Genomic DNA, 26,020 nt, shown 5'->3' with positions numbered 1-26,020 from the left:
TTCGTTTAACGTATAGAACAGCGGGACGCCAGGCGGCGCTAGCGATTGAACTGGCGCAGGAAACGCAGGTCGCCTTCAAAGAACTGGCGCAGGTCATTGACGCCGTAGCGCAGCATGGTCAGACGCTCCAGCCCAGAGCCAAAAGCAAAACCTATATAACGTTCGGGATCCAGCCCGAAATTGCGCACCACTTCCGGGTGAACCTGGCCAGAGCCCGATATTTCAAGCCAGCGGCCCTGGTTCGGGCCTGACGTGAACATCATGTCGATCTCGGCCGAGGGTTCGGTAAACGGAAAGAACGAAGGACGAAAACGCACCGACAGATCATCGGTTTCAAAAAACGCCCGCAGGAAGTCGGTGTAGACGCCCTTCAAGTCGGCAAAGGAAATATCTTCAGCTATCCACAAGCCCTCGACCTGATGAAACATGGGCGAGTGAGTCGCATCGCTGTCGACGCGATAGGTGCGTCCCGGCGCTATCACCTTGATGGGAGGCTTGTGCATGCGCGCATAGCGCACCTGCATGGGGCTGGTGTGCGTACGCAGCAACAGCGGCAAACCATGCTCGTCCTGCATATCGACGTAAAACGTGTCCTGCATCGATCGCGCGGGATGGTTTTCCGGATTGTTCAGCGCGGTGAAATTGGTCCAGTCGTTTTCGATTTCAGGGCCATCGGCCACATCGAACCCGATCGAGCTGAAAATCGCCTCGACCCGCTGCCATGTTTGAATGACAGGGTGAATGCCGCCAATCCCGCGACCACGCCCTGGCAGGGACACATCGATGGTCTCGGAAGCCAGACGTTTGTCGAGATCGGCTTGCGCCATGGCACTGCGCCGCTGGTTCAGCAATTCCTCGATCTGTTGCTTGAGCTGGTTGATGCGTGCGCCTTCGGCGCGCTTCTGTTCGGGATCGAGCTGCGCCAGGCCTTTGAGCAGCGCCGTCAAGGCACCCTGCTTGCCCAGAAACTTGGCTTTTGCATTCTCGAGTGCCGCGGCATCGGTGGCTTCGGCAAATCGTTCTTTTGCCTGAACGATCAGGTCATCAAGCGGAGGAGTCATGAATTATCGCTTTTCCAAATGCAAACGGAGCCCAGATCGAGCCCCGTTCGCAGCAATACAGAATCGAAATCGATCAGGCAGCTAAAGCGGATTTAGCTTGAGCAACGACGGCGGCAAAACCGGCTTTGTCGTGCACAGCCATGTCGGCCAGTACTTTACGATCCAATTCAATAGAGGCTTTTTTCGTACCGGCGATGAACACGCTGTAAGAAACACCGAGTTCACGGCAAGCCGCATTGATACGCGTGATCCAAAGAGCACGGAACGTGCGTTTCTTGTTGCGGCGGTCGCGGTAAGCATACTGACCGGCACGCATGACCGCCTGCTTGGCGACCCGGAATACATTACCGCGGCGACCGCGATAACCTTTAGCTGCTTTAATAACTTTTTTGTGACGAGCACGGGCAGTAACGCCGCGTTTTACGCGAGGCATAGTGGATCTCCGTTAATCAAGCGAAAGGCATCATTGCCTTGACCGAGGCAACATTGGTTTTGTGCACTGCGGCCGAGCCGCGCAACTGGCGCTTGCTCTTGGTCGTTTTCTTGGTAAGGATGTGACGCTTGAACGCCTGACCCCGCTTGATGGATCCGCTAGCACGAACCTTGAAGCGCTTCGCGGCGCCCCGTTTCGTTTTCATCTTGGGCATATTGAAAGCTCATTCTGATTTATGACAGCAGGTGATTGCCAATCTGCTGGCAACGCTTGCACGACCCGACTCATCACTTATTAGATTTCTTCCCGGGGCACGGCACCATGTTTGGTAAAAATGCCAGGAAAGCCCTTGATTATATGATGATTTTCGAGCCATTGTCTAATCGATTGCCGACACAAGGCGCAAAAAGCGCCCCATCGCGGCCTTTATGCGGGTCGTAAACAACACACCAGGGCGGCGCGCGCCCCGCTCGTGGCTTGCAGCGGAAGCTTCCGGCCTCAATCATGGGGGCGGCTTCCCCATGGCTGGCGATATTGTATCGCCTCTGCAATGTGCATTGCCCCGATGACTTCGAGCGAGCTCAGGTCGGCCAGCGTGCGCGCTACCCGCAGCACACGATGCACCACGCGCGCCGACCAATTCCAGCGCAGCATGGCCTGCTTGAGCAGTGTTTTGGCACCCTCTTCCAACACGCAATATGTATCCAGATCGCCAACACCGAGTTTGGCATTGGGTTGAGCCTGCCGCATGATCTGACGCTCGCGGCAGCGCTCCACCCGCTCGCGCACCGGCTCGGAGGCTTCACCTACAGGAGCTTCCAGCCAGTCGCCATCGGCCGCAACCAATGCTATTTGCAGGTCGATACGGTCGAGCAAGGGCCCCGACAGTTTGCCGCGATACTTTTCAATTCGATCCGGGCTGCATACGCAACGCATCCTTTTATGTCCCAGCCAGCCGCAAGGACAAGGATTCATGGCCGCAATCAGTTGAAAGGAAGCGGGAAACATAAGTGTTCTCGATGAACGGGCAATCGAGACCCAGCCTGTTTCGATGGGTTCGCGCAGGGATTCCAGCACGCGCCGCTCGAACTCGGGCAACTCGTCGAGGAACAGAACCCCGTGATGAGCCATGCTGATTTCGCCCGGTTTGGGATACATGCCCCCGCCCACCAAAGCCGCCGCGGAGGCGGAGTGATGGGGCGCTCGAAATGGCGGAAAATTACTGATGGAGTGCTCGCGGCCGCTGATACTGCTCAAGGCAGCCACTTCAAGGGCCTGCTGCGAGTTCAAGCGCGGCAGCAAACCCGGCAGGCGGTGCGCCAGCATGCTTTTCCCGGTTCCCGGAGGCCCCGCCATCAGCAAGCTATGCCCTCCCGCCGCCGCAATTTCCAGCGCGCGGCGAGCCATGGTCTGCCCGCGCACATCGGACAGGCATGGCGCCTTGGGTGTACCGGCAGGCAATACGGCGGCCTGGGCCACTGGTAAATTGGCCATTCCCGAGAAATGCGCGACAACATCCAGCAGACTACTGGCCGCCAACACCGTCAGGCCCGGCACGCGAGCCGCGACGCCTGCGCAGGCTGTCGGCAATACAAGGCAGGCCGAGGGCTCAGTGCGCGCCACGGCCAGCGCTATGGCCAGCGGCGCACCGACAGAGACCACCGCGCCGGTCAGAGACAGCTCGCCGGCAAATACGTACCCGGACAGATCGATTTCAGCCGCCGCTCCGGACGCACCGCCGTCGGAGACGGAAACCTGGCCCGAAGCCAGCAGAACTCCAAGCGCTATGGGGAGGTCGAAACGGCCCGATTCCTTGGGAAGATCGGCGGGTGCCAGGTTGACCGTGATGCGCCCGGCCGGAAATTCCAGTCCGCTGCTGATAATCGCCGAACGCACACGCTCGCGGCTTTCCCGCACACCGGTATCGGGCAGGCCCACGACATTGAAGGCCGGCAGGCCTGGCCCCACATGGACCTCAACGCGTACCGGCAAGGCCTCGAGGCCATATAAAGCCCGGCTCGCCAACACTGCCAAGGACATACGCTTCCCCCGTCGGCCGAATGCCGCATATAGATGAGGAAGCAGTATCGGCCATTGCGTGCGCCCCAGGGTGGCAAGGCGACTGTTTTATCCTGGGGTATTCAGCAAGCCCTCAGCGCGGCCGGTCGCCCTTGAGCGTGATCCGGAGCATGGAGCGTCGAAAGCCGTGATAGTCATTGACCGGATTATGCATGGCGCAGCGATTGTCCCAGAACGCGATAGCATGCCGCGTCCACACAAAACGGCAGGTGAATTCCGGCCGGATCTGGTGCTGGAACAAAAACTGGAGTATGGGGGTGGATTCCTCGTCGGTCATGCCTTTGATGCCCGCCGTGTGCGCAATGTTCACATAAAGGCTTTTGCGTCCGGTTTCGGGATGTGTACGAACAATGGGATGCTCGGCTATATAGTCTTGGCGAATGTCGTTCTTGCCGTCCGTTCTGATACGGTCCTCACGCGTACGCGAGACATCGGCTTTGGCCGATGTGCTGATGCCGATGAGGCCATCGAGCAGGCCCTTCATGGTGTCGGACAAGGTCTCATAAGCAAGCTGCTGATTGGCGAAAAGCGTGTCGCCACCGTAGGGCGGCACTTCGCGCGACAGCAGCATCGAACCCATGGGAGGCACTTCGAGATAAGTAGTGTCCGAGTGCCAGACCCCGCCGAAATTCACCTTTTCGTTTTCAAGCTTTTTGACTTCGATGATTTGCGGAAAACCTTCTATTCCCCTGACGAACGGATATTCGACTGGTTCTCCCATCGCCCGCGCAAAATCCAGAAATTGCTGCGGCGTGAGATCCTGCTCACGCAGGAAAATAACCTGGTGATCCAGCAGCGCCTGCCGGATATCCCCTGCCTGCGCGGGCCCAAGTCCGGCGGATAGATCGATGTTCGAAATCTCGGCGCCCAATGCGCCCGCTATTTTCCGTATTTTCATTTGAATTCCATTCTATTGAATTTGACTTTCCGGCTGTTACCCGGATTTTTCAGGATTCAGGGCGTGTTTTGACGCCCGCTAGCAAGGCACAAGCCCGCAGCCGGCGCGTGAGCGAATGGAGAGACAGGAAATAGTTCTGATGAAAGGAATCGTAATGCGAACAGCGTCCATGCTGCCACCCCCAGGGGTTTCGCGCCCCAAAAAATGAAATAAAGAATACAACGTCCGGGTCTGACTTCCGGTTGATGTGCAACCGGTAACAGTGGCGCGACCGCGCTGGATTTACACCAGCTTCCAAACGTTATGACGCGGTAACGGCATGGACTTAGTGGCCGGAATGAGCCTGCAGGCATTGATTTCAATTCGGTCTCATCAATTGAAAGCCACTAAATTATGTTCATGCACGGAAACGTATACAAAGTTGTGTATTGTCAAAACTAAAAATCACACATACAACAATTTCATTATATAAGATATTTGCAATAAATAATTCTATATACAGAATTGAAACCAAGGCAATCGAAAACGAAATCAAGGCATATTGACGACTGGCCTGGCGAATATGTAGAATGTCCAACAACCTACAACTGCCTCCCAAGGAATGTCTCCGTGAAGCCACTAGAACGTTTTACTGTCCTGGACCTGACTCGCGTCCGGTCGGGGCCCGCCGCGGTGCGGCAATTTGCGGACTGGGGCGCCAATGTCATCAAAATCGAAGACCCCAGCCTTAAAGAAGACGACAAACCCGGCGGCTCTGCCCAGGTTGCCGACTATCAAAACACGCACCGAAATAAAAAAAGCATCACCCTGAACCTGAAACACCCTCAAGGCAAGGCCTTGTTTCTGGAGCTTGTGAAAAAAGCCGATGTAGTCGTGGAAAATTATCGACCCAGCGTCAAGCATCAATTGGGGATCGATTATGAATCCCTGAAGAAGATCAACCCCCGCATCGTCTACGCCAGTGTTTCGGGTTTCGGCCAGGATGGCCCCTATAGCAAACGGCCCGGCCTGGATCAGATCGCGCAAGGCATAGGCGGCATGATGTCCGTCACCGGAGAACCCGGCCGCGGCCCCATGCGCGCCGGAATCCCTGTCGCCGATCTGACTGCCGGCCTGTTCTGCGCGATAGGGATTTTTATCGCCCTGTTGGAGCGCGAGCAGTCGGGCGAAGGCCAGTGGGTACAGACCTCACTCCTGCAATCGCAAGTCTGGATGATGGATTTTCAGGCTATGCGTTGGTTGATGAAGAAGGAAATTCCGGCTCAAAGCGGCAACGATCACCCTACCAGCAGCCCGACAGGCGTATTTCCTACTCAAAACGGCCATATGAACATTGCCGCCATGGGCAACGATATGTTCGCTCGCTTATGCAAAGTGATAGGGGCGGAAGAATTGACGAGCGATGCGCGGTTCGTAACCGTTCCCTTGCGCGCGGCAAACCGCAAGGCGCTGGCCGAGGCCATCGCACAGCGGACCCAATCGAGGCCAACCGAGGAATGGATCGCCTTGATGAACAGCGAAGGCGTCCCCTGCGGCCCCATCCTGACGATGGATCAAACATTCCAGAACGAGCAGGTACGGCATCTGGAGATGGCCCAGCATGTGAAACACCCCAAGCTGGGCGATATACAAATCATGGGACAAGCCGTGAAATTCAGCCGCTCAACAACAGGAGAATTGACACCGGCTCCGGAACAGGGCGAGCACAATGACCAGATTTTCGCCTCGCTTGGCCTGTCACCCGAACAAATCAAGACGCTGAAAGTCGACGGAGTGATTTAATCCGGTATCCGCAACTTTTACGAGCTGAATCATGTTTGCTGCATTCGATCGACCCAAGAACCTGCCCGACGCCATCGCACGGCAAATCAGGCTGAGAATTATTGCCGGCGATTTCAAGGAGGGAGAGAAGCTGCCCACCGAATACGAGCTGTCCGAAAGCTTCAAGGTCAGCCGCAATGTAGTCAGGGAGGCCATTGCACGACTTAAGCTCAATGGCCTGATTGAAACCCGCCGCGGCATGGGATCGTTTGTCGCCGACAACGCGGGCGCAAAAAAATTCGAAGTATTTACAGAAGACCTGCTCAATATCGATCAGTTAATGCAGATGTACCAGTTGCGCATAGAAATCGAATCCGGTGCGGCGGCCCTGGCGGCCGAGCATCGTACCGACGAGCAACTGGCCACGCTTGAAGCATCCCTGATCAGAACGGACCAGTCGGGCGGAGACTGGGAACGAGGCACCGATGCGGCGGTGAATTTCCATCTCGCGGTCACCAAATGTTCCAACAACCCCTACTTCATCCGGCTGATGGAGCACTTGAGCTACGTGATCCATAACGCTGTCCGCACACTCCGCCACAGCTCCACTGGCACGGAGCGTATCGGTCACATCGAAAACGAACATCACGCAATTTTCGAGGCCATCAAGCGCCAGGACGCCGAACAGGCCCGGCGGGCGATGCGCACGCATTTAAGCAATGGCATGACCGGATACAGTTATTTGAAATCGAAGGATAAACATGAGTAGAGTACGTTTGTTTGAAGGCCAGATCACCAATCAATTGATCGTCGAGCGTGAGGGCCGAACCGGGTGGATCACCTTCAACGACCCCGCCAAACACAATGCTGTTTCATTCGATATGTGGGCGGCACTGCCCAAGGCCCTGAAAGCCTTCGAGGACGATGCCGATATACGGGTGGTGGTCCTCACTGGCGCCGGCGAAAAGGCTTTCGTAAGCGGAGCCAATATTTCCCAGTTCGAAGCACTGCGAACCGGCGTTTCAGCCGTTGAAGAATATGAAATCGTGGCCGAAGCAGCGCAGTTGGCCATCCAGAATTTCAGCAAACCCATCATTGCCCGGATCGACGGCTACTGCATAGGCGGCGGACTGAACATTGCGCTGTGCTGCGATATCAGGCTGGCGAGCGATACATCGGTCTTTTCCATTCCTGCCGCACGCCTGGGCCTGGGGTATCGCTTTACGGCCATCCAGAACCTGGTGCGCGCCACCGGTATCGCCAACGCGCTGGACATATTCATTACCGCGGCCAAATACAACGCTGAAGAAGCCAGGGCAAGAGGTCTGGTGCACGCGGTTTGCGCCAAAGGGGAGCTGCATGCCCTGGTCGACAGCTACTTGCAGAAAATCAATTCCAACGCGCCCCTGACGGTGGAGGTAGGCAAGAAAATGATCCGGTTATTGGCAGACCGCTCCGCTCATATCGATCCCGATGAAATGAAAGAGCTGGTCCTCAAGTGTTTCGAAAGCGAGGACTACAAAGAAGGCAAGAACGCGTTCGCACAAAAAAGACAGCCTCAATTCAAAGGCCGTTAATACCCCCAGCAAAGGAGAAATAAATGAAGGTAGGCAAATATATATTGTCCGCAGCAGCATTGGCGTTCAGCGCTTCAGGCGCCTGGGCCGCCTATCCGGACCAACCCATACGGATCATCGTCGGATACGCGGCCGGCGGCACCACCGACATTCTGGCCAGAGCGCTGGGCGAGCAATTATCCAACGAATTGAAGACCTCGGTGGTGGTTGAAAACAAGCCGGGAGCCGCCGGCAGCATCGCGGCGGCTTATGTTGAAAACTCAAAGCCCGACGGCTACACCGTATTCATCGCTACCGTTTCCAGCCACGGCATCAACCCGGCTTTGTACAAAAAACTGGGCTACGATCCCGTCAAGGGATTCGCTCCGATCTCCATGCTGGCGTCCATCCCTCTGGTGCTGGTCAGCAATCCGAAATTAAAATACAAATCCGTCGACGATCTGGTCGCCGCGGCCAGAGCGAAGCCGGGCACATTCAATTACTCATCGAGCGGGAATGGCTCGCCGGTCCATGTCGCCGGCGCGATGTTCGCCAATCAAGCCCATCTCGATGTGGTGCACGTTCCCTATCGGGGCGGCGCACTGGCCAATACGGCCGTGATGAGCGGCGATGTGCAATACAGTTTCGCCACACTGCCGGCCGCCCTGCCGCAAGTCAAGGGCGGCAAGCTGACTGCCCTTGCCGTAACCACTAAAACGCGCTCTTCTGAATTGCCCGATGTCCCTACACTCGCGGAAAACAAGAATTTCCCAGGCTACGATATCAACACCTGGAATGCATTGCTGGCCCCCGCGGGCACTCCAGACTCGATTATCAAGCAGCTCAACGCGGCGGTGGTCAAGGTCATGGGATCAAAAAAGCTGCAAACCAGCTTCAAGTCCGAAGGCGCTACGCCGCAAAGCAGCACTCCCCAGGAACTGAAGGCTTTTATCGATAGCCAGCTCAGCGAATGGTCCGTGGCTATCAAGAAATTGGGAATTCACGTCAATTGATTGGGGAGCGGGATGCCAAACCGCATCCTGCGCAGGCTCGGCGGGAAGCAACCGGAACAGGACTCGAAGCCTGATGCATTTTTGGTTCGAGTGTTTGCGGGATTCGATGTTTTGGTAGCTTTGGTATTTACGGTTTGGTATTTAAAGCCGCCGTCTATCGGGGCTTGGGGTCAGGCCCGGCACGGCGTGCTTGATCCGGATCTACCTCGTCCAGGCGGGCGTCGGGCCAAACTCGCTACGCCGCTGGCGCGGCTACGCTCAAACATGGCCCGCCGAAAGCCCCCGCCTTCCCTACGGTAGCATCCGGCGCACGCCTTACGCCGGTCCTGACCCCAAGCCCCGATAGACGGCTCACGTAATGGCATGCCTGGAATGAACTTGCCGACTCAGCGTATACCTCGATGCATGACCTCAACGTTTCTCTCGGTGCATGACCCCAATGCTTCTTCTCTATGCATTGCCTCAACGCAAGCCGCAGGGTGGGCGGTGCTGTGTAGTCCGGCGGTAGTCCAGCGCCGGGTGCTGACGAAGGGAAGGCGGGGGCTTTCGGCGGGCCCTGTTTGAGTGGCGACCCGCAACGCGGGGCGACGCGAGTTGGCCCGACGCCCGCCTGGACGAGGCAGACCCGGGCAGTCGGGGTGCGTAGCACCACGACCGCTGGACGTGCCGGACTGCACAGCACCGCCCACCCTGCGGCGTCTTAATAGAAAGAACCGTCCGCACAGACAACACACCAATGCACAGCCAAAAGTCATCGCTCAAGCCAGTACAGGCAGCCCAAACTCACACCCCAAGCCTAAAAACGGCTCAAAACAAAAGTCACTGAAACGCGTCCAGCACCGCAAATACCTCAACCGAAAATACGCTAATTCGGCTTGATCCCATAGCGCTGAATCAGTTCTTTATAACTAGCCGCTTCAGTCCTGATCCGGGCGGCAAACTGCGCACCGGGTATGGCCTGCACCTCGGTGCCCAGTTTGGCCATTTTTTCACGCACCTCGGCTTGGCCTAAAACCGTCTTGGCCGCCTGCTGCAAAGCATCCGTCACAGCGGAAGGCGTACGAGACGGCGACAGCAAACCGTACCAGGTCGCGAAAATATCCAGACCGTCAAGCCCTGTGGCTTCCTTTGCGGTCGGCACATCGGGCAAAAGCGCCGAACGCCTGGGCTGCAACACGGCAAAGGCTTTCAACTTACCCGATCGAATATATGGCAATACGGGCGGAGCTCCGACAATCGCCATATTGACCTGGCCGCTCAATACATCGATCGTTGCCGGCGCGGCCCCCTTGTAGGGCACGTGCATCATGCTGACCCCGCTAAGATGCTTGAGCGCCTCGAGTGCGCAATGATGCGGCGTACCGATGCCCGCCGTTCCCACCGATAAAAGAGCCGGGTCGTGTCGCCCGAGCTCCAGGGCATCCCGCAATGTAGCTGCCCTGAGTGAAGGATTGCCAACTATAACCGTAGGCGACTCTGCCACCAGCATGATGGGTGTAAAGCTCTTGATGGGATCGTAGGCGGCCTTTGGGTACAGCTGCGGGCCAATGGTCAATTCCGAGTTGCCGGCAAACAAAAGTGTATAACCGTCGGGATCGGACCTGGCAACCGTTTCCGCGCCTATCATCCCCCCTGCCCCGGGCTTGTTCTCAACGATGATTGCCTGTCCCAGAACTTTCGACATTCCGTTGGCAAACAAACGCGCCGCGGTATCGATGCCGCCGCCGGCAGAATACGGAACAATCATCCGTATCGGTTTGGCCGGATAGACACCTGCGTATACGGGCTGCGCGCAGGTGCTGAACAATGCCAGCAACATTCCTAAATATAGCTTGCGTCTCATGTTTGTCTCTCTTTTGAATTATCGAACGTGCCACTGTCGATACGTCGATCAGGCACAGACCGGGCGGGCCCTACCCCTTGCAAATCATGCCGCATCGCCCGACACCGGCGCCGGTGTCGCACCCGACGCACCCATCGCGGCCGCCCGTTCAATCCCCCCCAGGCCTGCGATCATATTCTCTTGATCCCGCCTGGCCAGCGCATCGATCGCGCCCGGATCACATATGTTCAGCAGCTCACCGTGCATGGCTTGGCGCACGGCCGCATACGCGGGATCGTGGCCCAGGTCGTTGAGCTCTTCGGGGTCATTTTCCAGATCGAACAGTTCTGGAGCGTGGCGGACATAATAGTGATACTTCCAGCGCCCCTTGCGCAGCATGAACCCGGCGCTGTTGCTGCCTGCCGCATGGTACTCGCTGAAAATCGGCCGCTCGGGCTCAGGCGCCGAACGCGCCAGCTCAAACAAAGAACGGCCAGGCCGGCCGGCCATTTCGGCGGCGGGATCCAGCCCCACTGCCTGAAGAATCGTCGGATACAGGTCGAGAAGATCGACCGGCGTTTCGCAAACCGATGGAGCGAGCCCCGGGCCGGCAACAATCATGGGCACGGAAACGCTCTCCTGATACAAGGTGGACTTGCCCCAAACCCCCCGTGCGCCCAGATTATCGCCATGGTCCGAGGTATAGATGACGCACGTGTTCTCCTGCAGGCTCGAGCCATGCAATGCGGCCGTAATCCGCCCTACGTTGTAATCCAGCCAGCTGCACAGGCCGTAATAAGCGGCAAAAGCCATGAGACGTTCTTCGGCATTCTTGAATTGACTTTCCGAATCCATGAAATCGACATACTCCTGAACCCATGGATGGCGCCGATATCCGGTACGGGGATGCAGTTTCGGTTCCGGAATACGGTCGAGCGGGTAAAGCCGGTAAAACTCTTCGGGCGCCACCAAAGGGAAATGCGGAGCCACCAGGCCCACATACAGCACAAAGGGGCCGTAATCGTCCCGAGCTGCGGTACGCAGCCATTCCGCGGCAAGCTCAGTCACCGACTGATCGTAGGCCGTATAGGAAGATGTTCCCGGGCCTATGGTCTTCCCCAGCATGCGGCTGCCATCCTGGCGCGGCCGATAAGGGTCCCGGATCGAAGCCCACACCATGCCATGCCCTCCCACCACATGCATGGGGAGATGCTCGACATCGAAGCCGGCGGGATCTTCTGTCGCGCGGTAATGCAGCTTGCCGATGCTCTCAACCCGGATTCCACGTTCTTGAAGAACATGGCCCCATCCGCGATGCTCTCCGGTATAAGGCATCGCGTTGTCCCAGTGTCTGATTTGGTGTACCCGCTTTCCCGTAGCGAAGGCGGCGCGCGCGGGCACGCAAATCGGGCTTGGGGTATAGGCATTGGGGAAACGCACACCTCGCGCGGCAAGCGCATCCAGATTGGGCGTATGTATAAAAGGATGGCGCGCACACCCCATCATCCGGGGATCATGCTCATCGGACATGATGACGACAATATTCTGAGGACGCATGCGCTTTCCCTAAGCCTGGCTGGGGTTTGACCAAGCTCCATTATCTAAAGCGCTGGAATATTCAACAAATATAATATTGTTCTAGAAAATATAAGAAAAATCTTATAGATCAAGCAATAAACTGGATTTCATGACTGGCCTTTTTCTTCCACAGTTCTGGCGGCCTTGATCAATATTTTTTTCACGGCCAGGGCGGCGGAGCTCAGGGATCGGTCACTGGGCCAGACTATGGACTGCACGCGAGTCAGGCCCGGATGAGTAATCAATCGGGCGCGTATCGGCCCCGCCCGAGGGAAATCCGGATACGTGCTGCGTGGCAAAACGGCGCAGGCCAGGCCTTCCCTGACTACCGACAGAATCATGGCCGGGCTATTCAATTCATAGCGGACATCAAGACGAAGATTTTGCGCGGCAGCTTCACGCTCTATCATTTTGCGCAGGTCGTGCGTACGGTCCGGGGCGGCAAGAGGCTGAGCGCCGATCTCCGCGAAAGGAATCGGCCCTGTGTCGCCACCTAATAAATCGACAGAGCCAAACAGGTACAAATGTTCAGTCAGCACCGGCAGCGATTCCATTCCTTCTATTTCGGAGGCGCTGGGAAACAAGGCCAGATCGACCATGCGCGACTCGATGAGGGCCGCCATCTCGGTAGACAGGCCATCTGTCAGGCTCAAGCGTATAGCAGGATACTCCAACTCGATGCCGCGCAATACCGGCGCCACCATGACACCGGCCAGCGCACCCGCTATCCCCAGGCGTACCTCTCCCCGTGGCAAGTCGCCGCTATCGCGTATATCGTCCTTAAGAAGGCTGATCTGGCGCAGAATCGATCGGGCACGTTCGTAGAGCCTGACACCTTCCGCGGTGGGCTTCATGCCTCGGGCATGCCGCTCGAATAGCTTGACCCCCAAAACCTCTTCCATCGCCGCGATATGCTGGCTCAGTGCGGGCTGCGCAATGCAAAGGCTGTGTGAGGCGCCAGACAGGCTTCCCGACTCGACTACCTCCACGAAATACTTCAATTGCCGCGGCGTCGCGTCCACCATTTCTCCCTATTTTTTCAGCACCGGGGTCAGAACGCTTCCATGCTTGAAATAATTATCCAGATTATCCAGGGTCAGCTGCGCCATTTTCAGGCGCGTTTCGGCTGTCCCACTGGCAATATGCGGAGCCAGGACGACGTTGTCGAGGGAAAACAGTTCGGCGGGCGCCCGAGGTTCGTCTTCGAACACATCCAGCGCCGCGGCCCCCAGCATGCCATTGGACAAGGCGTCGACCAACGCCCGCTCGTCAACCACCGAACCCCGCGCCACATTGATCAAAGTGCCCTTTTTCCCCAGAGCCTCGAGAATTTCGCGGGAGATCAGATGATGGGTGGCCGCTCCGCCCGGGCATGTCAATACCAGGAAATCGCTCCATTGGGCCAGCGCCGGCAGAGATGCCTCGTAGGCATAGGGGCTCGCGTCCTTCTTCCTGGGATTATGGTAGCGAATATCCATGCCGAAGCCCGCGGCGCGCGTGGCTACCGCCACGCCAATTTTTCCCAAGCCGACAATACCCAGCTTCTTGCCCGCCACGCTGGCGGCCAAAGGAAACGCTTTGCCGCTCGCCCAGGACCCTTCGCGGACAAAACGATCCGCGGCGACCAGCTTCCTGGCGCTGCCCAGCAGCAGAGTCATGGCCATGTCGGCCACGCAATCGTTCAGGACGTCGGGAGTATTGCCGAACTGGATATTCTTTTGATGCAGCGCATTGACATCGATGGTGTCGTACCCTACCCCGAAGCTGCTGACCGCTTCCAGCTTCGGCATGGCATCGAGCCAGGCCGCGTCGAAGCCGAATCTGGCCGTCGTCACAACACCACGGATATCTGCCCCGCGGCTCTTGATATAGGCCGGCTTGTCGGCCTGCTCCCACAAGCGCAGGACTTCATAATTTTGATTCAACTGATCGTCGACATACTGATTGATGCTGCCGACTTGCAAAATCCGTACTTTGGACATTGTTTCCTCATCTGGTCGCCTGGGCGGGATTGCCTACCTTTCACCAGGCATGGTTTTTGGGAGTGATATTCTGACTTTTGATTACCGTAGAGTAGCTCTTTTTAGGAACGAATCAGGGCCAGGCCGCCGGGAGTTTCCTTGACTTTCTGCAAGACCATGTTCGAGCGGATATCCATGACGCCATGGGTACGATGCAGTTTATTGACAATGAAGTCGGTATATTGCTTCAAGCTGCGGGCCTGCACGCGCAAAAGGTAATTGCTTTCGCCCGTTACGATATAAATGGCGCTTACCTCGGGCCATTGCCTCACCTCGTCGATGAACCGGTCGTGCCAGCCCTCTTCGTCTTCGCGCATGGACACCTGCACGAACGCCTCGATCTCGACGCCGAGCCGCTCGTTATCGAGCGCCACGTGGTAGCCCTGTATCACGCCGCTTTCTTCCAGCGCCCGCAGGCGGCGCAAGCAGGCGGATGGCGACAGCGCCACTTTATCGGCCAAGTCCTGATTGCTGATCCGGCCATCCTCCTGCAGGCATACCAGAATGCGTAAATTAATTGCGTCAAGTTCCATGTTGATATTTTATTGTGCGCTCATCAGTCAAGTTCGCATTTTATTGGAAAGCAGGCCAGGCCTTGCATTAATTTTGCATGCTCATTTCGCGACATTTTCTATACCATGAGCATCGAAACAGCCGATTTGGCCAAGGAGATTCACCGTGTGCCCCGATTCCAAAGACCCCGCCTCCAAATGGCATGATGCCACTATGGATTTTTCCAAGAACATGAGCTACAGCGACTACCTGGCGCTCGATCAACTGCTTGATGCGCAGCATCCGCTCTCGCCCGAACATAATGAAATGCTGTTCATCATCCAGCATCAGACGACAGAGTTGTGGATGAAGCTCATGCTGCATGAATTGCGGGCCGCGCGAAACAAGCTAAGCCAGAATCTGCTTGGCCCTTCATTCAAAATGCTTACGCGCGTGTCGCGCATCATGGACCAGCTGGTGCAGGCCTGGACGGTGCTGGCCACCATGACCCCGCCCGAATACACGGCGATGCGGCCTTATCTTGGCATGTCTTCGGGCTTTCAATCATTCCAGTATCGAGAGATCGAATTCATCCTGGGCAACAAGAACGCGGCCATGCTGAGCCCCCATGCCCATCATCCCGAGCGCCTCGCTCATGTGCAAAAAGCCCTGGAAACCCCCTCGCTGTATGACGAGGCCATACGCCTTCTGGCACATCAGGGTCTGAGCATCCACCCCGACCGCCTGGGCCGCAGCCCCACCGAACCCACTGTCTACGACGAATCGGTGGAAAACGCGTGGCTGCAGGTGTACCGCGACCCTTCGCGCTACTGGGAGCTGTACGAACTGGGCGAAAAGCTCGTCGATATCGAAGACTCGTTTCGTCAATGGCGTTTTCGTCACGTGACCACGGTAGAGCGCATCATCGGCTTCAAACGCGGCACCGGCGGCACCGAGGGCGTAGGCTATTTGCGCAAAATGCTCGACGTTGTATTGTTTCCGGAGCTATGGCGCCTGCGTACCGTGCTATGAACCCGGCTTGGTGCCGGACTCCAGCGCCTTGACCCGGGCTTCGAGTGCATCAACGCGGCTCAGGGCCCGCTCGAGCAAATCGGTCTGCACATCGAACTCTTCGCGGGTAATCAGGTCGAGCCTGGAAAAAGTTTGCGCCATCATGGCCTTGACGTTGCGCTCGATATCGGCGGCCGGACTTTTGGCGATCAGGTCGGACATGTTTTTTTGAAAATCTTCGAACCAGTCTGGACGGTTGGTCATGGCAAGCTCCGGATAGTAATCGGCATTCCGCTAGTGTAATGAAAAACGGGCCGCAGTGATGAGCTGCGGCCCGTTTTTCATGCCTGTACCCAGGCTCCTTATTTGGAGGGAGGCGGAGGAGAGGCGGGATTGGGGGTGGCCGTACCATTGCCGACTTTATCCTGGATGGCCTTGTCGGCCTCTGCCGCGCCCTTCTTGATGGCATCACCCATCTGGCCAGCCTTTTCGACAGCGCTGTCCTTGAGCTCGCCAGCTTTGTCGGCAACCTTGCCGGCGGCCTCTTTCGCGGCATCGCCGGCCGAGCTGCTCGATGGGGCCGGTGCCGAAGACGATGGCGAGGAAGACGACGGCGCAGGTGCAGGCGCTACAGTCCCCGAAGTCGTATCTGCCGGCTTGGCATCTTCGCTTTTCGAGCATGCGGCAAGCAAGCCCAGCGAAGCGGCGATAGCGATAACAGCAAGATGTGTACGAGTTTTTTGCATGATAGATCCCTCACTTGTCCAAAGTCGCGAAAACACAATACTGACCCCGATGCGACTAACGGTTCAGCAGCGAGCTTGTTACAACTGGCTTGGTTACAATTCTAGCCATAGAATGCTGGAGACAAACGGCCTTAGTGTAAATCCTGATTTCAATAAAAAGAAATTTCTGGCAGCTTTTTCCGCCACGAGCCTTGCACAGCCCCACTCTCGCCCCGACCAAGGCTTCCTGCATGTGTACACAAGGAAACAAAACCAGCCTGACACCAAGGTTTTGTAACAACTCTCTAAGGTAGACCGACGCTAAATTGGCACGGCTCTTGAGCCGGAACGCCCCAATTTGGTGCATAAACACCTGCTTTGCTCCGAAACCGTGCCGAAGCAGATCAGACAGCCCCGCCTCGAACAAAAAGCAATCGCGTCGAGGGCGCCGGTACCGTCCTGGAAATCAAGAGGCCGGGCGTACCGGCGGACCTTTGCGGCAGCCCGCCGCTGGCGCATCAAGCTTGGCATGGAATTTGCTTCAGTCAATCTGACAGCCATCTTTTAGGAAGCCGATCATGAAACTGATTACCGCCATCATCAAGCCTTTCAAATTGGACGAGGTACGGGAAGCCCTTTCCGAACTCGGCATTCAAGGCATGACCGTCACCGAGGTCAAGGGATTTGGACGCCAGAAAGGCCACACCGAGCTCTACCGGGGCGCCGAATATACCGTTGACTTCCTGCCCAAGCTGCGTCTGGAAATGGCAATACCCGACGATATGGTGGAGCGGGCCATAGAAAATCTGTGCGCCGCCGCTCATACCGGGAAAATCGGTGACGGAAAAATTTTCATCACCCCGATAGAACAGGCCATACGAATCCGTACCGGTGAGTCGGGCGATCTGGCCCTATAGCCGAAACGCAGCGCTCCAACCTGCCACACAGCGAATACGCATCACACAGGAGTCATCATGGATAAAGCAGATTTAGTATGGGTAAGCCTTTCAACGATATTGGTTTTACTGATGATCGTGCCCGGGCTTGCATTGTTTTACGGCGGCCTGGTCCGCAGCAAGAATGTACTGTCGATCCTGATTCAGGTGCTCTCGACCTGCTGCATTGCGGTCGTCATCTGGTTCGCCTACGGATATACCCTGGCGTTTACTGAAGGCAGTCCGGTTATCGGCGGATTCTCCCGCCTGTTCTTTAGCGGCATGGTCAATTTGGCAACCCAGAAATTTTCGCTTGCCGGAACCATTCCGGAAGTGACTTTTGCCTCTTTTCAGGCAACTTTTGCCGCTATCACCTGCGCCTTGATCGTTGGCGGTTTTGCCGAGCGCATCAAGTATTCGGCGGTAATCGTATTTACCGTTATATGGATGACGCTTGCCTATCTGCCTATCGCCCACATGGTCTGGGCTCCCGATGGCTGGCTGTTCAAACAAGGCGCCCTGGATTTTGCCGGCGGCACCGTGGTTCATATCAATGCCGGTATTGCCGGCCTGGTTGGCGCCTACTATATCGGACCTCGCATCGGCTACAAGCGCGAATCGATGCAACCTCATAGCCTGCCCATGGCCATGATAGGGGCTTGCCTGCTATGGGTTGGCTGGTTCGGTTTCAATGCCGGCTCTGCGTTGGGCGCCAACGAAACTGCCGCTCTCGCCTTCTTCAATACCTTATTGGCAACAGCGGGCGGAGTTATTGCCTGGACGGCAGTGGAATGGATGTACAAGGGCAAGCCTTCGCTTCTGGGAGGGATCTCGGGCATGGTCGCGGGGTTGGTCGGCATTACCCCCGCCGCGGGCCTGGTCGGGCTCACCGGAGCATTGATTATCGGCCTGCTCAGCGGCGCCATTTGCGTCTGGGGCGTCAATGGCCTGAAGCGCATGCTGGGCGCCGACGACACCCTGGACGTATTCGGCATTCATGGCGTGGGCGGGATGGTAGGAGCCCTCCTGACCGGTGTATTCAACGCCCAGCCCCTGGGCGGGCCCGGCTTGAAGACCCTGTCGGACATACCCCAGCAAGTATGGCTGCAATTCGAAGGTATCGTAACCACCCTCGTTTGGTCTGGACTCTGCGCCCTGCTCGCCTACTTTATTGCGGACAAACTATGCGGGCTGAGGGTTGGCAGCGATATCGAACGCGAAGGGCTGGATATCCAGTCGCACGGTGAATCGGCGTACCACCGCTAAGATTCGGCTCAAGTGGCGAGATCGGCCAAATCGATGCGTTCCGCACGATTCAGCGCCGACGCCACTTTGACCCGCAAGGCATTGGTATGCGCCAGGCGGACCTCTTTTTTTACATCGAGCAGTTGCTGAGGATGCATGGAGAATTCTTTCAGGCCCAACCCCAGCAACATGCGCGTAACCCGCGCATCGCCCGCCATCTCGCCGCACACCGAGACCGGTTTGCCCGCACGTTCGCCGGCATTGATGGTGTGGGCAATCAGACGCAATACGGCTGGATGCATGGGATCGTACAAGGCGGCCACATCGTTGTCGCCCCGATCGATGGCCAGGGTATATTGGATCAGGTCGTTGGTGCCTATCGACAGGAAATCCAGATTTTCCACGAACGGATCGATGGCAATCGCGATGGCGGGAATTTCCACCATGGCGCCCAAGGCTATGTTGCGGGAAAACTCCTGGCCTCTGGCTTCCAGCTCGGCACTTGCCGCGGCAATCGCCTGGCGCGTCGCATGGACTTCATGCATGTGCGAAATCATGGGGATCAGGATACGAATCGGGCCATGCGACGAGGCGCGCAGCAACGCCCGCAACTGGGTTGCAAACAATTCCGGATTGGCCAGGCAATAACGAATGGCACGCAGGCCCAGTGCGGGGTTGGTGGCAACCGTCACTTCGCCATCGAGGGTTTTGTCGGAACCCAGGTCAAGCGTGCGTATCGTGACGGGCCGCCCTCCCATCGTCTGCACGACCGAAGCATAGGCCTGATATTGCTCTTCCTCCCCCGGCAAATCAGGCCGGCCCATAAAAAGAAACTCGCTGCGGAACAGGCCGATACCATCGGCGCCGGCCGCCAGGGCCGCAGCGGCCTCTTCGGGCAATTCGATATTGGCTTCGAGCCGAATGGCGATTCCGTCCAGCGTAATAGCGGGCGCATCGCGCAGCAGGCTCAATGTTGCCCGTTCGTCGGCATACGCCGTTTGCCGCTGGCGGTATTCGTTTAGCACGGACTCCGAGGGGTTGACCAGCACCGCGCCGGTCGAGCCATCGGCGATGAGGATATCGCCGTCGCGCACCAGTGTGCGCACATGACCCAGACCAACTACCGCAGGCACGTTCATGCTGCGTGCCACGATCGCCGTGTGCGAGGTCGGGCCGCCCAGATCGGTTAAAAATGCGCCGAAACGTGCTCCACGCAAGCGCAGCATATCGGCGGGAGAAATATCGCGGGCGACCACGATCAGTGATTCGTCGGCATTATGGGTATCCAGGTGAGGCAGCAATACAGTGGAACCCGACAACACACGCAGCACACGCTCGATGACCTGGCGCACATCGGTGCCGCGTTCCCGCAAATATTCATCTTCCATGGCGGCGAACTGCTCGCCAAGTATCTGGCCCTGAGTCGTCAGGGCCCATTCGGCGTTGTAATGCCGCTCGATAATAAGTTCGCAGGTTTGCTGCGACAGCATGGGGTCGTCGAGCAGCATGCTGTGCACGGTCAGCAAGGCGGCCAACTCGCGCGGCGCATCGGCGGGCAGGCTATTGGCCATGCTCTGCAATTCATCGCAGGCAAACGCCAGGGCTTGTTTCAGACGCTCGCATTCGGCTTCGATATCGTCTGGCTGAATGCGATAATGCGCCACTTCGAGCGCGGCGGCCCCCATGACCACGGCCCTGCCGATGGCGAACCCCTTGACGACTCCCTGCCCCTGCATGCACAACATGGAGCCATAAGAACAGGAAGGGATATGGGTCGGTGCAATCATCGGAGGCCCCACTTGGCTACAACAAGCCTATTCTTGTTCGCCGAATTTATTGTCGAATAAAAGTTGAATATCACCCAATGCCTGGTCGGCGTCCGGGCCTGCCGCATCGACCTTGACCGTCACGCCAAGACCGGCAGCCAGCATCATGACTCCCATGATACTCTTGGCATTGACGCGCTGAGCCCCGCGTGCGATAAAAATATCGGAACTGAATTTGCCCGCCAATTGCGTCAATTTGGCAGCGGCCCGCGCATGCAAGCCTAATTTATTGCGTATAACGATATCGATAGTTGGCATAGGATTATTAACTATTCAAAACGCGAGACTAACACACGGTGGATCAGGGAACCTGATCGGCATTCACGATCCCTTTCAGAGCCCCCTTGCGCACAGCCTCGCTGAGTTCATCCGGATTTTTTTCCTGGTCGGTCAGCGCCTTCAAAACCATGCATAAATTGGTGCCTGTAATCAGATGCCCCGAAATACCCTGCTGAACGGCAAGTTTAAGTGCGCGGCTGGCAATATTAAACGGCGTAGCCCCAAATATATCGCAAAGTATCAACACCCCTTCTTGCCGGCCGGCCGCCAGCAGCTCGACCAGACGCGAAACCTGCTCGTCAGGAGAGTCGTCGGGGTGAACATCGAAGACCTGAAGATCCGATTTACTTCCCAGGACGTGCTGTGCACATTCTGAAAAAGCGGTTGCGAGCGGTGCATGCATCACCAGCACGATGCGGGCCATTTAGAGTCCTGTAGCTTGTTCCAGCGCCGTGGCAAAGAAGTCTGCCACATTAAAATCGGTCTGCTCGGTGATTTCCACAAAACAGGTGGGGCTGGTGACGTTGACTTCAGTCAGGTAATCGCCGATGACATCGAGCCCGACCAGCAGCAAGCCGCGCGCAAGCAGTTTCGGCCCGATTGTTTCGGCAATCTCGCGATCACGGGCCGACAAGGGCCTGGCAACGCCGCGCCCGCCCGCAGCCAGGTTGCCACGGGTTTCACCTGCCAGAGGAATACGGGCCAGCGCATACGGAACCGGCTTGCCGCCTATCAGTAAAATACGCTTGTCGCCATTGACGATTTCCGGAATATAACGTTGCGCCATAATAGTGCGTGCGCCATTATCGGTGAGCGTTTCAAGTATCGACCCCAAATTGGGTTCCACTTTCTGCAAGCGAAAAATACCCGTCCCGCCCATGCCGTCCAGAGGTTTGACAATGACATCCTGGTGGGTGGCATGAAAGGCCCTTAGGCGCGCCATATCGCGCGACACCAGGGTGGGCGACGTAAAGGACGAGAATTCGGTAATCGCGAGTTTTTCAGGATGATTGCGTATGGCCGCGCCGGAATTGAAGACCCGGGCCCCTTGTGCCTCGGCATATTCGAGCAAATGCGTGGCGTATACATACTCCATATCGAAGGGAGGATCTTTGCGCATCACAACAGCGTCGAAGCCGGCCAGAGGGCTCTCGGTTCTGGAGCCTCGCTCGTTCCACCAGGCATGGCCATGCAAATCGGCCCCCGCCGGCAGATCGATGGCGACGGTAGCCGCCTTGACCGTGCCCTCGTCGATGTACATATCGCCCAGCAAGGCCACGCTCAAGGCATGGCCCCGAGCCTGCAGCGCCCGCATCATGGCAACGGAAGAGTCTTTGTAGGCCTTTAACGAAAGTAAAGGATCAATCACAAACAACACATGCATAAAGACACCTGCGAGCGCCCGCTGGTCAGCAGCAGGCCGAAGTTGAAGCCTGGGGTTTTATTACGTTGCGGCGTCCTGCTTGCCCGCCGCTTTTTTACGCGGGGCCAGGACCATCACCATTTGACGCCCTTCAAGCTTGGGCATGGCTTCGACCAGGCAGATCTCGGCCAGATCGTCGCGCACGCGCTCAAGCACGCGCATGCCCAATTCCTGGTGAGCCATTTCCCGGCCACGGAAACGCAAAGTGACCTTGGCCTTGTCGCCTTCGTCGATAAAGCGGCGCAGGTTGCGCAGCTTGACCTGGTAATCGCCTTCGTCGGTACCCGGACGGAACTTTATTTCTTTGACCTGTATGACTTTTTGTTTGGCACGCGCCTCTTGCTGGCGCTTTTGCTCTTGGTACTTGAACTTGCCGTAATCCATCAGTCGACAGACAGGGGGTTCTGCATTTGGCGCGATTTCGACAAGGTCGACTTCGCTTTCTTCTGACAAACGGATAGCATCAAAGGTTTTGACAATGCCCAGCTGCTCGCCGTCTACTCCAATAAGTCGCACTTCTGGTACGCGAATTTCACCATTGATGCGTTGAGCTTTTTCGGTAGCGATGTCTAAGACTCCTAGAATTAATAAAAATCAAGCCAATCAGGCTTGCCCGGCATTACGCCGTTGGTTGATATCTTGCTGCAGCCGGTCGGTAAAGTCGTTCAGGGACATGACTCCGAGATCGACGCCGCCACGGCCACGGACTGCCACGGTGGCGGTTTCGCGCTCTTTATCGCCCACCACCAGAATGTACGGCACCTTCTGCAGGCTATGCTCTCTGATTTTACGGGTGATTTTTTCCCCACGCAAATCGGAATTTGCTCTAAAGCCTTGTTTTTTCAGGCTTAGGGCGATTTCAGCCGCATATTTGGCCGACGGTTCCGAAATACAACATACCACAAGCTGTTCCGGGGCCAGCCAAGGCGGCATGGCCCCGGTGTGATGTTCGATCAGCATGCCGATGAAGCGCTCCAGCGAACCCAGGATGGCACGATGCAGCATGACGGGCGGACGGCGCAGGTCGCTCGCGTCGACATATTCGGCGCCCAGGCGCTGCGGCATGGAAAAGTCGACCTGGATCGTGCCGCATTGCCATTGACGGCCTATGGCGTCTTTAAGCGTGTATTCGACCTTGGGGCCGTAAAACGCCCCTTCCCCCGGCGACACATCGAATTCGCAGTTCGTCCGTTTCAGGCTTTCCATCAAGGCATGCTCGGCCTTGTCCCAGACTTCGTCCGAGCCAATGCGCTTGTCAGGGCGGGTCGCCACCTTGTACAAAATTTCGGTAAAGCCGAAATCGGCGTAGACCTTCTGCAGCAAAGCTGTAAATGCCGCGCACTCGTCCTGCAACTGGTCCTCGGTGCAAAAAATATGACCATCGTCCTGGGTAAAGCCGCGCACTCGCATCATGCCGTGCAGCGACCCCGAGGGCTCGTTGCGATGGCACTGCCCAAACTCCCCGTAGCGTATCGGCAATTCACGATAGGAATGCAGGCCGGCATTGAAAATTTGCACATGGCCCGGGCAATTCATGGGTTTCAGGCCGTACGTCCGGTTCTCGGACTCGGTGGTGAACATGTTTTCGGCGTAATTATCCCAGTGTCCGGTTTTTTTCCAGAGGGATAAATCGAGTATCTGCGGCGCCTTGACCTCCTGATAGCCGTTGTCCTCGTACACCTTGCGCATGTACTGCTCGACTTGCTGCCACAAGGACCAACCCTTGGGATGCCAGAAAATCAGGCCGGGCGCTTCGTCCTGAAAATGGAAGAGATCGAGTTCGCGGCCCAATTTGCGGTGGTCGCGCTTTTCGGCCTCTTCGAGCATCATCAAATAAGCGGCCTGCTCTTCTTTGCTTGCCCAGGCCGTCCCGTAAATGCGCTGCAGCATCTCGTTCTTGCTGTCGCCGCGCCAATAGGCGCCAGCCACTTTCATGAGCTTGAAAACCTTCAGCTTGCCGGTGGAAGGCACGTGCGGGCCGCGGCACAGATCGATGAAATCGCCCTCGCGGTACAGGCTGATGGGCTCGTTCGACGGTATCGAGGCGATGATTTCGGCCTTGTAATTTTCGCCTATGCCTTTGAAGAAGGCGACGGCATCATCGCGCAGCCACTCCTCACGCGTTACGGGTTCGTCTTTTTTCGCGAGTTCGGCCATTTTCTTTTCAATGGCCTCGAGGTCTTCCGGTGTAAACGGACGCTTATACGAAAAATCGTAATAAAAGCCATTTTCAATGACCGGACCGATGGTGACCTGCGCCTCGGGGAACAGCGACTTGACGGCATAGGCCAGCAAATGCGCGGTCGAATGGCGAATCAGATCGAGACCATCGGCATCTTTGGCGGTAATGATGGCCAGATGCGCATCGTGTTCAATAAGAAAACTGGTATCGACCAGCTTGGGCTCCGCCCCTGCTACCGTCACGCGCCCGCCCAGCGCGGCGCGCCCCAGGCCGGTCCCGATAGAGTTGGCGACATCGCCGACCGACACTGGGCCGGCAAACTCGCGCTGCGAGCCGTCTGGCAAGGTAATGTGAACCATAAAATATCCTGAAAAACAAAAAACGCGGCACTAGCCGCGTAATTTTGGTTTTTTGAATTTGCTGGTTAGCTGATGAACAATACGCGGCAACTGTTATCTGGTCCGGATGGTAGTTCGCGTCGCGTTCAGGCTCATACAAATCAAAAATTGCTTATTAAGTTGCTCCAAGTGTAACACCTGTCAGCTTCCCACTGAGCCCAAAGACCGGCAAAGCAAGCCTGGACGGCATTTTTCTTGCAAGTTTGTTGTGAAAAAGCCGAGATTCAAGCCTGACTGACCCTGAAGCCGCCGTATGAACACCCGTTCAAGCGGAACGAAGGCTGTACTTCCTGTGTCCGGAAATAGCACCTGCCTTTGCAAGGCCGCGTCTTTGACAAGGCCAGATTAAATACGCTAGAATCACGTTCTTTCTAGGCGGTTAGCTCAGTTGGTTAGAGCGCTACGTTGACATCGTAGAGGTCGCTGGTTCGAACCCAGTACTGCCTACCATTACCTTGCTTTCAGTGCGCTTGCACAAGCCACCATAAAAGCCACACAACCCGCATCGAGCCCGGCTCTGCGGGTTTTTTTATGCCAGGTCCAGCGCCTGGGCGCGCACTGCATCCCCCTCGCGCACTCCGCGCATGAAGGCCTGGATTTTCTCGGCGGACTTGATGCCGGGAGAGGCCTCCACGCCGCTGCTGACATCGACGGCATAGGGGTGCACTGACCGGATCGACGCCGCCACCGATTCGGCAACCAGGCCGCCGGCCAGAACTACCGGGCGGCTATCGGGCGATTGCCGAACAGCGTGCAACAGGTCCGTATCCAGCACTCGGCCGCTGCCCCCGTAGCCGGGGCTGTAGCTGTCGAACAACCACGCGGCCGCCTGCGCATAAGTCTGACACGCGCGCAACACAGCATCGGAGCAATTCAGGTCGGGAGCTCCCAGGCGGAAAGCTCGTATATAGCGGTGATTGAAGCCGGCGCAGTATTCCGGGGGCTCATCGCCATGAAACTGCAGAAAATCGGGCTGCACATGATCGATGACCGCCTGAACTTCATCGGGCATGGCATTGACGAACAAGGCCACCACATCGACAAAAGCCGGCGCCGCCTCGCGCAGGCGCCGTGCCTGCTTTAGCGAGACCAGGCGCGAGCTTTTGGGATAAAACACCAGGCCAATGGCATCCGCGCCGGCCTGTACGGCGGCGTCGACATCTTCAGGGCGGGTCAGACCGCAAATTTTGACCCGGGTACGCAGGGGAACCATCGTTGTATACGCTCTTGACTAAATAGGCTGGGCAATGCGCAGGCACAAATGTATTAAACACCAAATTGC

At 57.0% G+C, this 26,020-nt stretch carries 26 protein-coding genes, 1 tRNA gene and 1 riboswitch; of the genes, 8 read left to right on the top strand and 19 right to left on the bottom strand.

Annotated features, from left to right (window positions below):
* Window positions 1-38 precede the first annotated feature (38 nt).
* From pheS to LSG25_RS01580, 5 genes are all read right to left on the bottom strand, one after another.
* Window positions 39-1,061 carry a phenylalanine--tRNA ligase subunit alpha gene (gene pheS, locus LSG25_RS01600; protein WP_232742978.1) on the bottom strand — a complete coding sequence of 341 codons (1,023 nt, stop codon included), beginning with the start codon at window positions 1,059-1,061 and terminating at the stop codon, window positions 39-41.
* A 73-nt stretch (window positions 1,062-1,134) separates the two neighbouring features.
* Window positions 1,135-1,494: a 50S ribosomal protein L20 gene (gene rplT / locus LSG25_RS01595; protein ID WP_232742977.1), complete on the bottom strand. Its 360-nt coding sequence runs from the start codon at window positions 1,492-1,494 to the stop codon at window positions 1,135-1,137.
* A gap of 16 nt (window positions 1,495-1,510) precedes the next feature.
* Window positions 1,511-1,708, bottom strand: coding sequence for a 50S ribosomal protein L35 (rpmI, locus tag LSG25_RS01590; RefSeq protein WP_232742976.1), 198 nt, complete (start codon window positions 1,706-1,708; stop codon window positions 1,511-1,513).
* Window positions 1,709-1,992: 284 nt separating this feature from the next.
* On the bottom strand, window positions 1,993-3,534 hold the full coding sequence (locus tag LSG25_RS01585; protein WP_232742975.1) for a YifB family Mg chelatase-like AAA ATPase: 1,542 nt from the start codon (window positions 3,532-3,534) through the stop codon (window positions 1,993-1,995).
* Between the two features lie 112 nt (window positions 3,535-3,646).
* Window positions 3,647-4,471 carry a TauD/TfdA family dioxygenase gene (locus LSG25_RS01580; RefSeq protein WP_232742974.1) on the bottom strand — a complete coding sequence of 275 codons (825 nt, stop codon included), beginning with the start codon at window positions 4,469-4,471 and terminating at the stop codon, window positions 3,647-3,649.
* Window positions 4,472-4,643: 172 nt separating this feature from the next.
* A riboswitch (adenosylcobalamin (AdoCbl) riboswitch) is annotated at window positions 4,644-4,794 on the bottom strand.
* Between the two features lie 286 nt (window positions 4,795-5,080).
* Here LSG25_RS01580 and LSG25_RS01575 point away from each other — a divergent pair.
* Genes LSG25_RS01575 through LSG25_RS01560 form a run of 4 tightly spaced genes read left to right on the top strand, consistent with a single transcriptional unit; the run spans window position 5,081 to window position 8,801 of the window.
* The gene (locus tag LSG25_RS01575) at window positions 5,081-6,253 is read left to right on the top strand and encodes a CaiB/BaiF CoA-transferase family protein (RefSeq protein WP_232742973.1); all 1,173 of its coding nucleotides are present in this window, start codon (window positions 5,081-5,083) and stop codon (window positions 6,251-6,253) included.
* 31 nt (window positions 6,254-6,284) lie between these two features.
* On the top strand, window positions 6,285-7,001 hold the full coding sequence (locus LSG25_RS01570) for a FadR/GntR family transcriptional regulator (RefSeq protein WP_232742972.1): 717 nt from the start codon (window positions 6,285-6,287) through the stop codon (window positions 6,999-7,001).
* Window positions 6,994-7,809, top strand: a complete 816-nt coding sequence (locus LSG25_RS01565; RefSeq protein ID WP_232742971.1) for an enoyl-CoA hydratase — start codon at window positions 6,994-6,996, stop codon at window positions 7,807-7,809. Before LSG25_RS01570 ends, LSG25_RS01565 begins: the two co-directional genes overlap by 8 nt.
* 23 nt (window positions 7,810-7,832) lie before the next feature.
* Entirely contained in the window at window positions 7,833-8,801 is a 969-nt protein-coding gene (locus LSG25_RS01560) for a tripartite tricarboxylate transporter substrate binding protein (protein ID WP_232742970.1), read from the top strand.
* 865 nt (window positions 8,802-9,666) lie between these two features.
* On the opposite strand, the gene LSG25_RS01555 is transcribed toward LSG25_RS01560, so the two are convergent.
* From LSG25_RS01555 to LSG25_RS01535, 5 genes are all read right to left on the bottom strand, one after another.
* Entirely contained in the window at window positions 9,667-10,644 is a 978-nt protein-coding gene (locus LSG25_RS01555) for a tripartite tricarboxylate transporter substrate binding protein (RefSeq protein WP_232742969.1), read from the bottom strand.
* A gap of 84 nt (window positions 10,645-10,728) precedes the next feature.
* Window positions 10,729-12,180 (bottom strand): sulfatase-like hydrolase/transferase, encoded by a 1,452-nt coding sequence (locus tag LSG25_RS01550; protein WP_232742968.1) that lies wholly within the window; start codon window positions 12,178-12,180, stop codon window positions 10,729-10,731.
* Between the two features lie 128 nt (window positions 12,181-12,308).
* A complete protein-coding gene (locus LSG25_RS01545; protein WP_232742967.1) occupies window positions 12,309-13,226 on the bottom strand; it encodes a LysR family transcriptional regulator in 918 nt (305 codons plus the stop codon).
* A 6-nt stretch (window positions 13,227-13,232) separates the two neighbouring features.
* Complete coding sequence (locus LSG25_RS01540; protein WP_232742966.1) at window positions 13,233-14,183, bottom strand: 2-hydroxyacid dehydrogenase; 951 nt, start codon at window positions 14,181-14,183, stop codon at window positions 13,233-13,235.
* A gap of 101 nt (window positions 14,184-14,284) precedes the next feature.
* Window positions 14,285-14,755, bottom strand: a complete 471-nt coding sequence (locus LSG25_RS01535; RefSeq protein ID WP_232742965.1) for an Lrp/AsnC family transcriptional regulator — start codon at window positions 14,753-14,755, stop codon at window positions 14,285-14,287.
* Window positions 14,756-14,948: 193 nt separating this feature from the next.
* On the opposite strand from LSG25_RS01535, the gene kynA reads away from it, so the two are divergent.
* Window positions 14,949-15,746, top strand: a complete 798-nt coding sequence (kynA, locus tag LSG25_RS01530; RefSeq protein ID WP_232744527.1) for a tryptophan 2,3-dioxygenase — start codon at window positions 14,949-14,951, stop codon at window positions 15,744-15,746.
* On the opposite strand, the gene LSG25_RS01525 is transcribed toward kynA, so the two are convergent.
* Together LSG25_RS01525 and LSG25_RS01520 are read right to left on the bottom strand one after the other, a co-directional pair.
* A complete protein-coding gene (locus LSG25_RS01525) occupies window positions 15,741-15,989 on the bottom strand; it encodes an accessory factor UbiK family protein (protein WP_232742964.1) in 249 nt (82 codons plus the stop codon). The genes kynA and LSG25_RS01525 overlap by 6 nt on opposite strands.
* A gap of 98 nt (window positions 15,990-16,087) precedes the next feature.
* Entirely contained in the window at window positions 16,088-16,471 is a 384-nt protein-coding gene (locus LSG25_RS01520; protein ID WP_232742963.1) for a hypothetical protein, read from the bottom strand.
* 557 nt (window positions 16,472-17,028) lie between these two features.
* On the opposite strand from LSG25_RS01520, the gene LSG25_RS01515 reads away from it, so the two are divergent.
* Window positions 17,029-17,367, top strand: a complete 339-nt coding sequence (locus tag LSG25_RS01515; RefSeq protein WP_232742962.1) for a P-II family nitrogen regulator — start codon at window positions 17,029-17,031, stop codon at window positions 17,365-17,367.
* Between the two features lie 57 nt (window positions 17,368-17,424).
* Window positions 17,425-18,651, top strand: coding sequence for an ammonium transporter (locus LSG25_RS01510; RefSeq protein ID WP_232742961.1), 1,227 nt, complete (start codon window positions 17,425-17,427; stop codon window positions 18,649-18,651).
* An 8-nt stretch (window positions 18,652-18,659) separates the two neighbouring features.
* Here LSG25_RS01510 and ptsP read toward each other — a convergent pair whose 3' ends face one another.
* Genes ptsP through thrS form a run of 6 tightly spaced genes read right to left on the bottom strand, consistent with a single transcriptional unit; the run spans window position 18,660 to window position 24,699 of the window.
* Window positions 18,660-20,417 (bottom strand): phosphoenolpyruvate--protein phosphotransferase, encoded by a 1,758-nt coding sequence (gene ptsP / locus LSG25_RS01505; RefSeq protein WP_370635933.1) that lies wholly within the window; start codon window positions 20,415-20,417, stop codon window positions 18,660-18,662.
* Window positions 20,418-20,444: 27 nt separating this feature from the next.
* Window positions 20,445-20,714 (bottom strand): HPr family phosphocarrier protein, encoded by a 270-nt coding sequence (locus LSG25_RS01500; RefSeq protein ID WP_232742960.1) that lies wholly within the window; start codon window positions 20,712-20,714, stop codon window positions 20,445-20,447.
* Between the two features lie 43 nt (window positions 20,715-20,757).
* Window positions 20,758-21,159: a PTS sugar transporter subunit IIA gene (locus LSG25_RS01495; RefSeq protein WP_232742959.1), complete on the bottom strand. Its 402-nt coding sequence runs from the start codon at window positions 21,157-21,159 to the stop codon at window positions 20,758-20,760.
* The gene (gene gshB, locus LSG25_RS01490; protein ID WP_232742958.1) at window positions 21,160-22,119 is read right to left on the bottom strand and encodes a glutathione synthase; all 960 of its coding nucleotides are present in this window, start codon (window positions 22,117-22,119) and stop codon (window positions 21,160-21,162) included. It lies immediately after the preceding gene.
* A gap of 60 nt (window positions 22,120-22,179) precedes the next feature.
* Entirely contained in the window at window positions 22,180-22,743 is a 564-nt protein-coding gene (gene infC / locus LSG25_RS01485) for a translation initiation factor IF-3 (protein ID WP_232744525.1), read from the bottom strand.
* Between the two features lie 18 nt (window positions 22,744-22,761).
* Window positions 22,762-24,699, bottom strand: a complete 1,938-nt coding sequence (gene thrS / locus LSG25_RS01480; protein WP_232742957.1) for a threonine--tRNA ligase — start codon at window positions 24,697-24,699, stop codon at window positions 22,762-22,764.
* 412 nt (window positions 24,700-25,111) lie between these two features.
* Here thrS and LSG25_RS01475 point away from each other — a divergent pair.
* Window positions 25,112-25,188 (top strand) — tRNA-Val (locus LSG25_RS01475).
* A 79-nt stretch (window positions 25,189-25,267) separates the two neighbouring features.
* On the opposite strand, the gene LSG25_RS01470 is transcribed toward LSG25_RS01475, so the two are convergent.
* Entirely contained in the window at window positions 25,268-25,951 is a 684-nt protein-coding gene (locus LSG25_RS01470) for a phosphoribosylanthranilate isomerase (RefSeq protein ID WP_255696616.1), read from the bottom strand.
* Window positions 25,952-26,020 lie beyond the last annotated feature (69 nt).

Source organism: Paralcaligenes sp. KSB-10 (assembly GCF_021266465.1).
Lineage (GTDB): Bacteria > Pseudomonadota > Gammaproteobacteria > Burkholderiales > Burkholderiaceae_B.
This window is presented reverse-complemented; position numbering and strand designations above follow the sequence as displayed.

What these genes read in the sequence shown, in the direction of transcription:
- pheS (WP_232742978.1), bottom strand. Translation starts at nt 1,061, where the DNA reads ATGACTCCTCCGCTTGATGACCTGATCGTTCAGGCAAAAGAACGATTT.
- rpmI (WP_232742976.1), bottom strand. Translation starts at nt 1,708, where the DNA reads ATGCCCAAGATGAAAACGAAACGGGGCGCCGCGAAGCGCTTCAAGGTT.
- LSG25_RS01560 (WP_232742970.1), top strand. Translation starts at nt 7,833, where the DNA reads ATGAAGGTAGGCAAATATATATTGTCCGCAGCAGCATTGGCGTTCAGC.
- thrS (WP_232742957.1), bottom strand. Translation starts at nt 24,699, where the DNA reads ATGGTTCACATTACCTTGCCAGACGGCTCGCAGCGCGAGTTTGCCGGC.
- LSG25_RS01585 (WP_232742975.1), bottom strand. Translation starts at nt 3,534, where the DNA reads ATGTCCTTGGCAGTGTTGGCGAGCCGGGCTTTATATGGCCTCGAGGCC.
- LSG25_RS01555 (WP_232742969.1), bottom strand. Translation starts at nt 10,644, where the DNA reads ATGAGACGCAAGCTATATTTAGGAATGTTGCTGGCATTGTTCAGCACC.
- LSG25_RS01545 (WP_232742967.1), bottom strand. Translation starts at nt 13,226, where the DNA reads ATGGTGGACGCGACGCCGCGGCAATTGAAGTATTTCGTGGAGGTAGTC.
- LSG25_RS01550 (WP_232742968.1), bottom strand. Translation starts at nt 12,180, where the DNA reads ATGCGTCCTCAGAATATTGTCGTCATCATGTCCGATGAGCATGATCCC.
- LSG25_RS01570 (WP_232742972.1), top strand. Translation starts at nt 6,285, where the DNA reads ATGTTTGCTGCATTCGATCGACCCAAGAACCTGCCCGACGCCATCGCA.
- LSG25_RS01580 (WP_232742974.1), bottom strand. Translation starts at nt 4,471, where the DNA reads ATGAAAATACGGAAAATAGCGGGCGCATTGGGCGCCGAGATTTCGAAC.
- kynA (WP_232744527.1), top strand. Translation starts at nt 14,949, where the DNA reads ATGGATTTTTCCAAGAACATGAGCTACAGCGACTACCTGGCGCTCGAT.
- LSG25_RS01495 (WP_232742959.1), bottom strand. Translation starts at nt 21,159, where the DNA reads ATGGCCCGCATCGTGCTGGTGATGCATGCACCGCTCGCAACCGCTTTT.
- LSG25_RS01470 (WP_255696616.1), bottom strand. Translation starts at nt 25,951, where the DNA reads ATGGTTCCCCTGCGTACCCGGGTCAAAATTTGCGGTCTGACCCGCCCT.
- LSG25_RS01500 (WP_232742960.1), bottom strand. Translation starts at nt 20,714, where the DNA reads ATGCCAACTATCGATATCGTTATACGCAATAAATTAGGCTTGCATGCG.
- LSG25_RS01515 (WP_232742962.1), top strand. Translation starts at nt 17,029, where the DNA reads ATGAAACTGATTACCGCCATCATCAAGCCTTTCAAATTGGACGAGGTA.
- LSG25_RS01510 (WP_232742961.1), top strand. Translation starts at nt 17,425, where the DNA reads ATGGATAAAGCAGATTTAGTATGGGTAAGCCTTTCAACGATATTGGTT.
- rplT (WP_232742977.1), bottom strand. Translation starts at nt 1,494, where the DNA reads ATGCCTCGCGTAAAACGCGGCGTTACTGCCCGTGCTCGTCACAAAAAA.
- gshB (WP_232742958.1), bottom strand. Translation starts at nt 22,119, where the DNA reads ATGCATGTGTTGTTTGTGATTGATCCTTTACTTTCGTTAAAGGCCTAC.
- LSG25_RS01535 (WP_232742965.1), bottom strand. Translation starts at nt 14,755, where the DNA reads ATGGAACTTGACGCAATTAATTTACGCATTCTGGTATGCCTGCAGGAG.
- LSG25_RS01565 (WP_232742971.1), top strand. Translation starts at nt 6,994, where the DNA reads ATGAGTAGAGTACGTTTGTTTGAAGGCCAGATCACCAATCAATTGATC.
- LSG25_RS01520 (WP_232742963.1), bottom strand. Translation starts at nt 16,471, where the DNA reads ATGCAAAAAACTCGTACACATCTTGCTGTTATCGCTATCGCCGCTTCG.
- ptsP (WP_370635933.1), bottom strand. Translation starts at nt 20,417, where the DNA reads ATGATTGCACCGACCCATATCCCTTCCTGTTCTTATGGCTCCATGTTG.
- LSG25_RS01525 (WP_232742964.1), bottom strand. Translation starts at nt 15,989, where the DNA reads ATGACCAACCGTCCAGACTGGTTCGAAGATTTTCAAAAAAACATGTCC.
- LSG25_RS01540 (WP_232742966.1), bottom strand. Translation starts at nt 14,183, where the DNA reads ATGTCCAAAGTACGGATTTTGCAAGTCGGCAGCATCAATCAGTATGTC.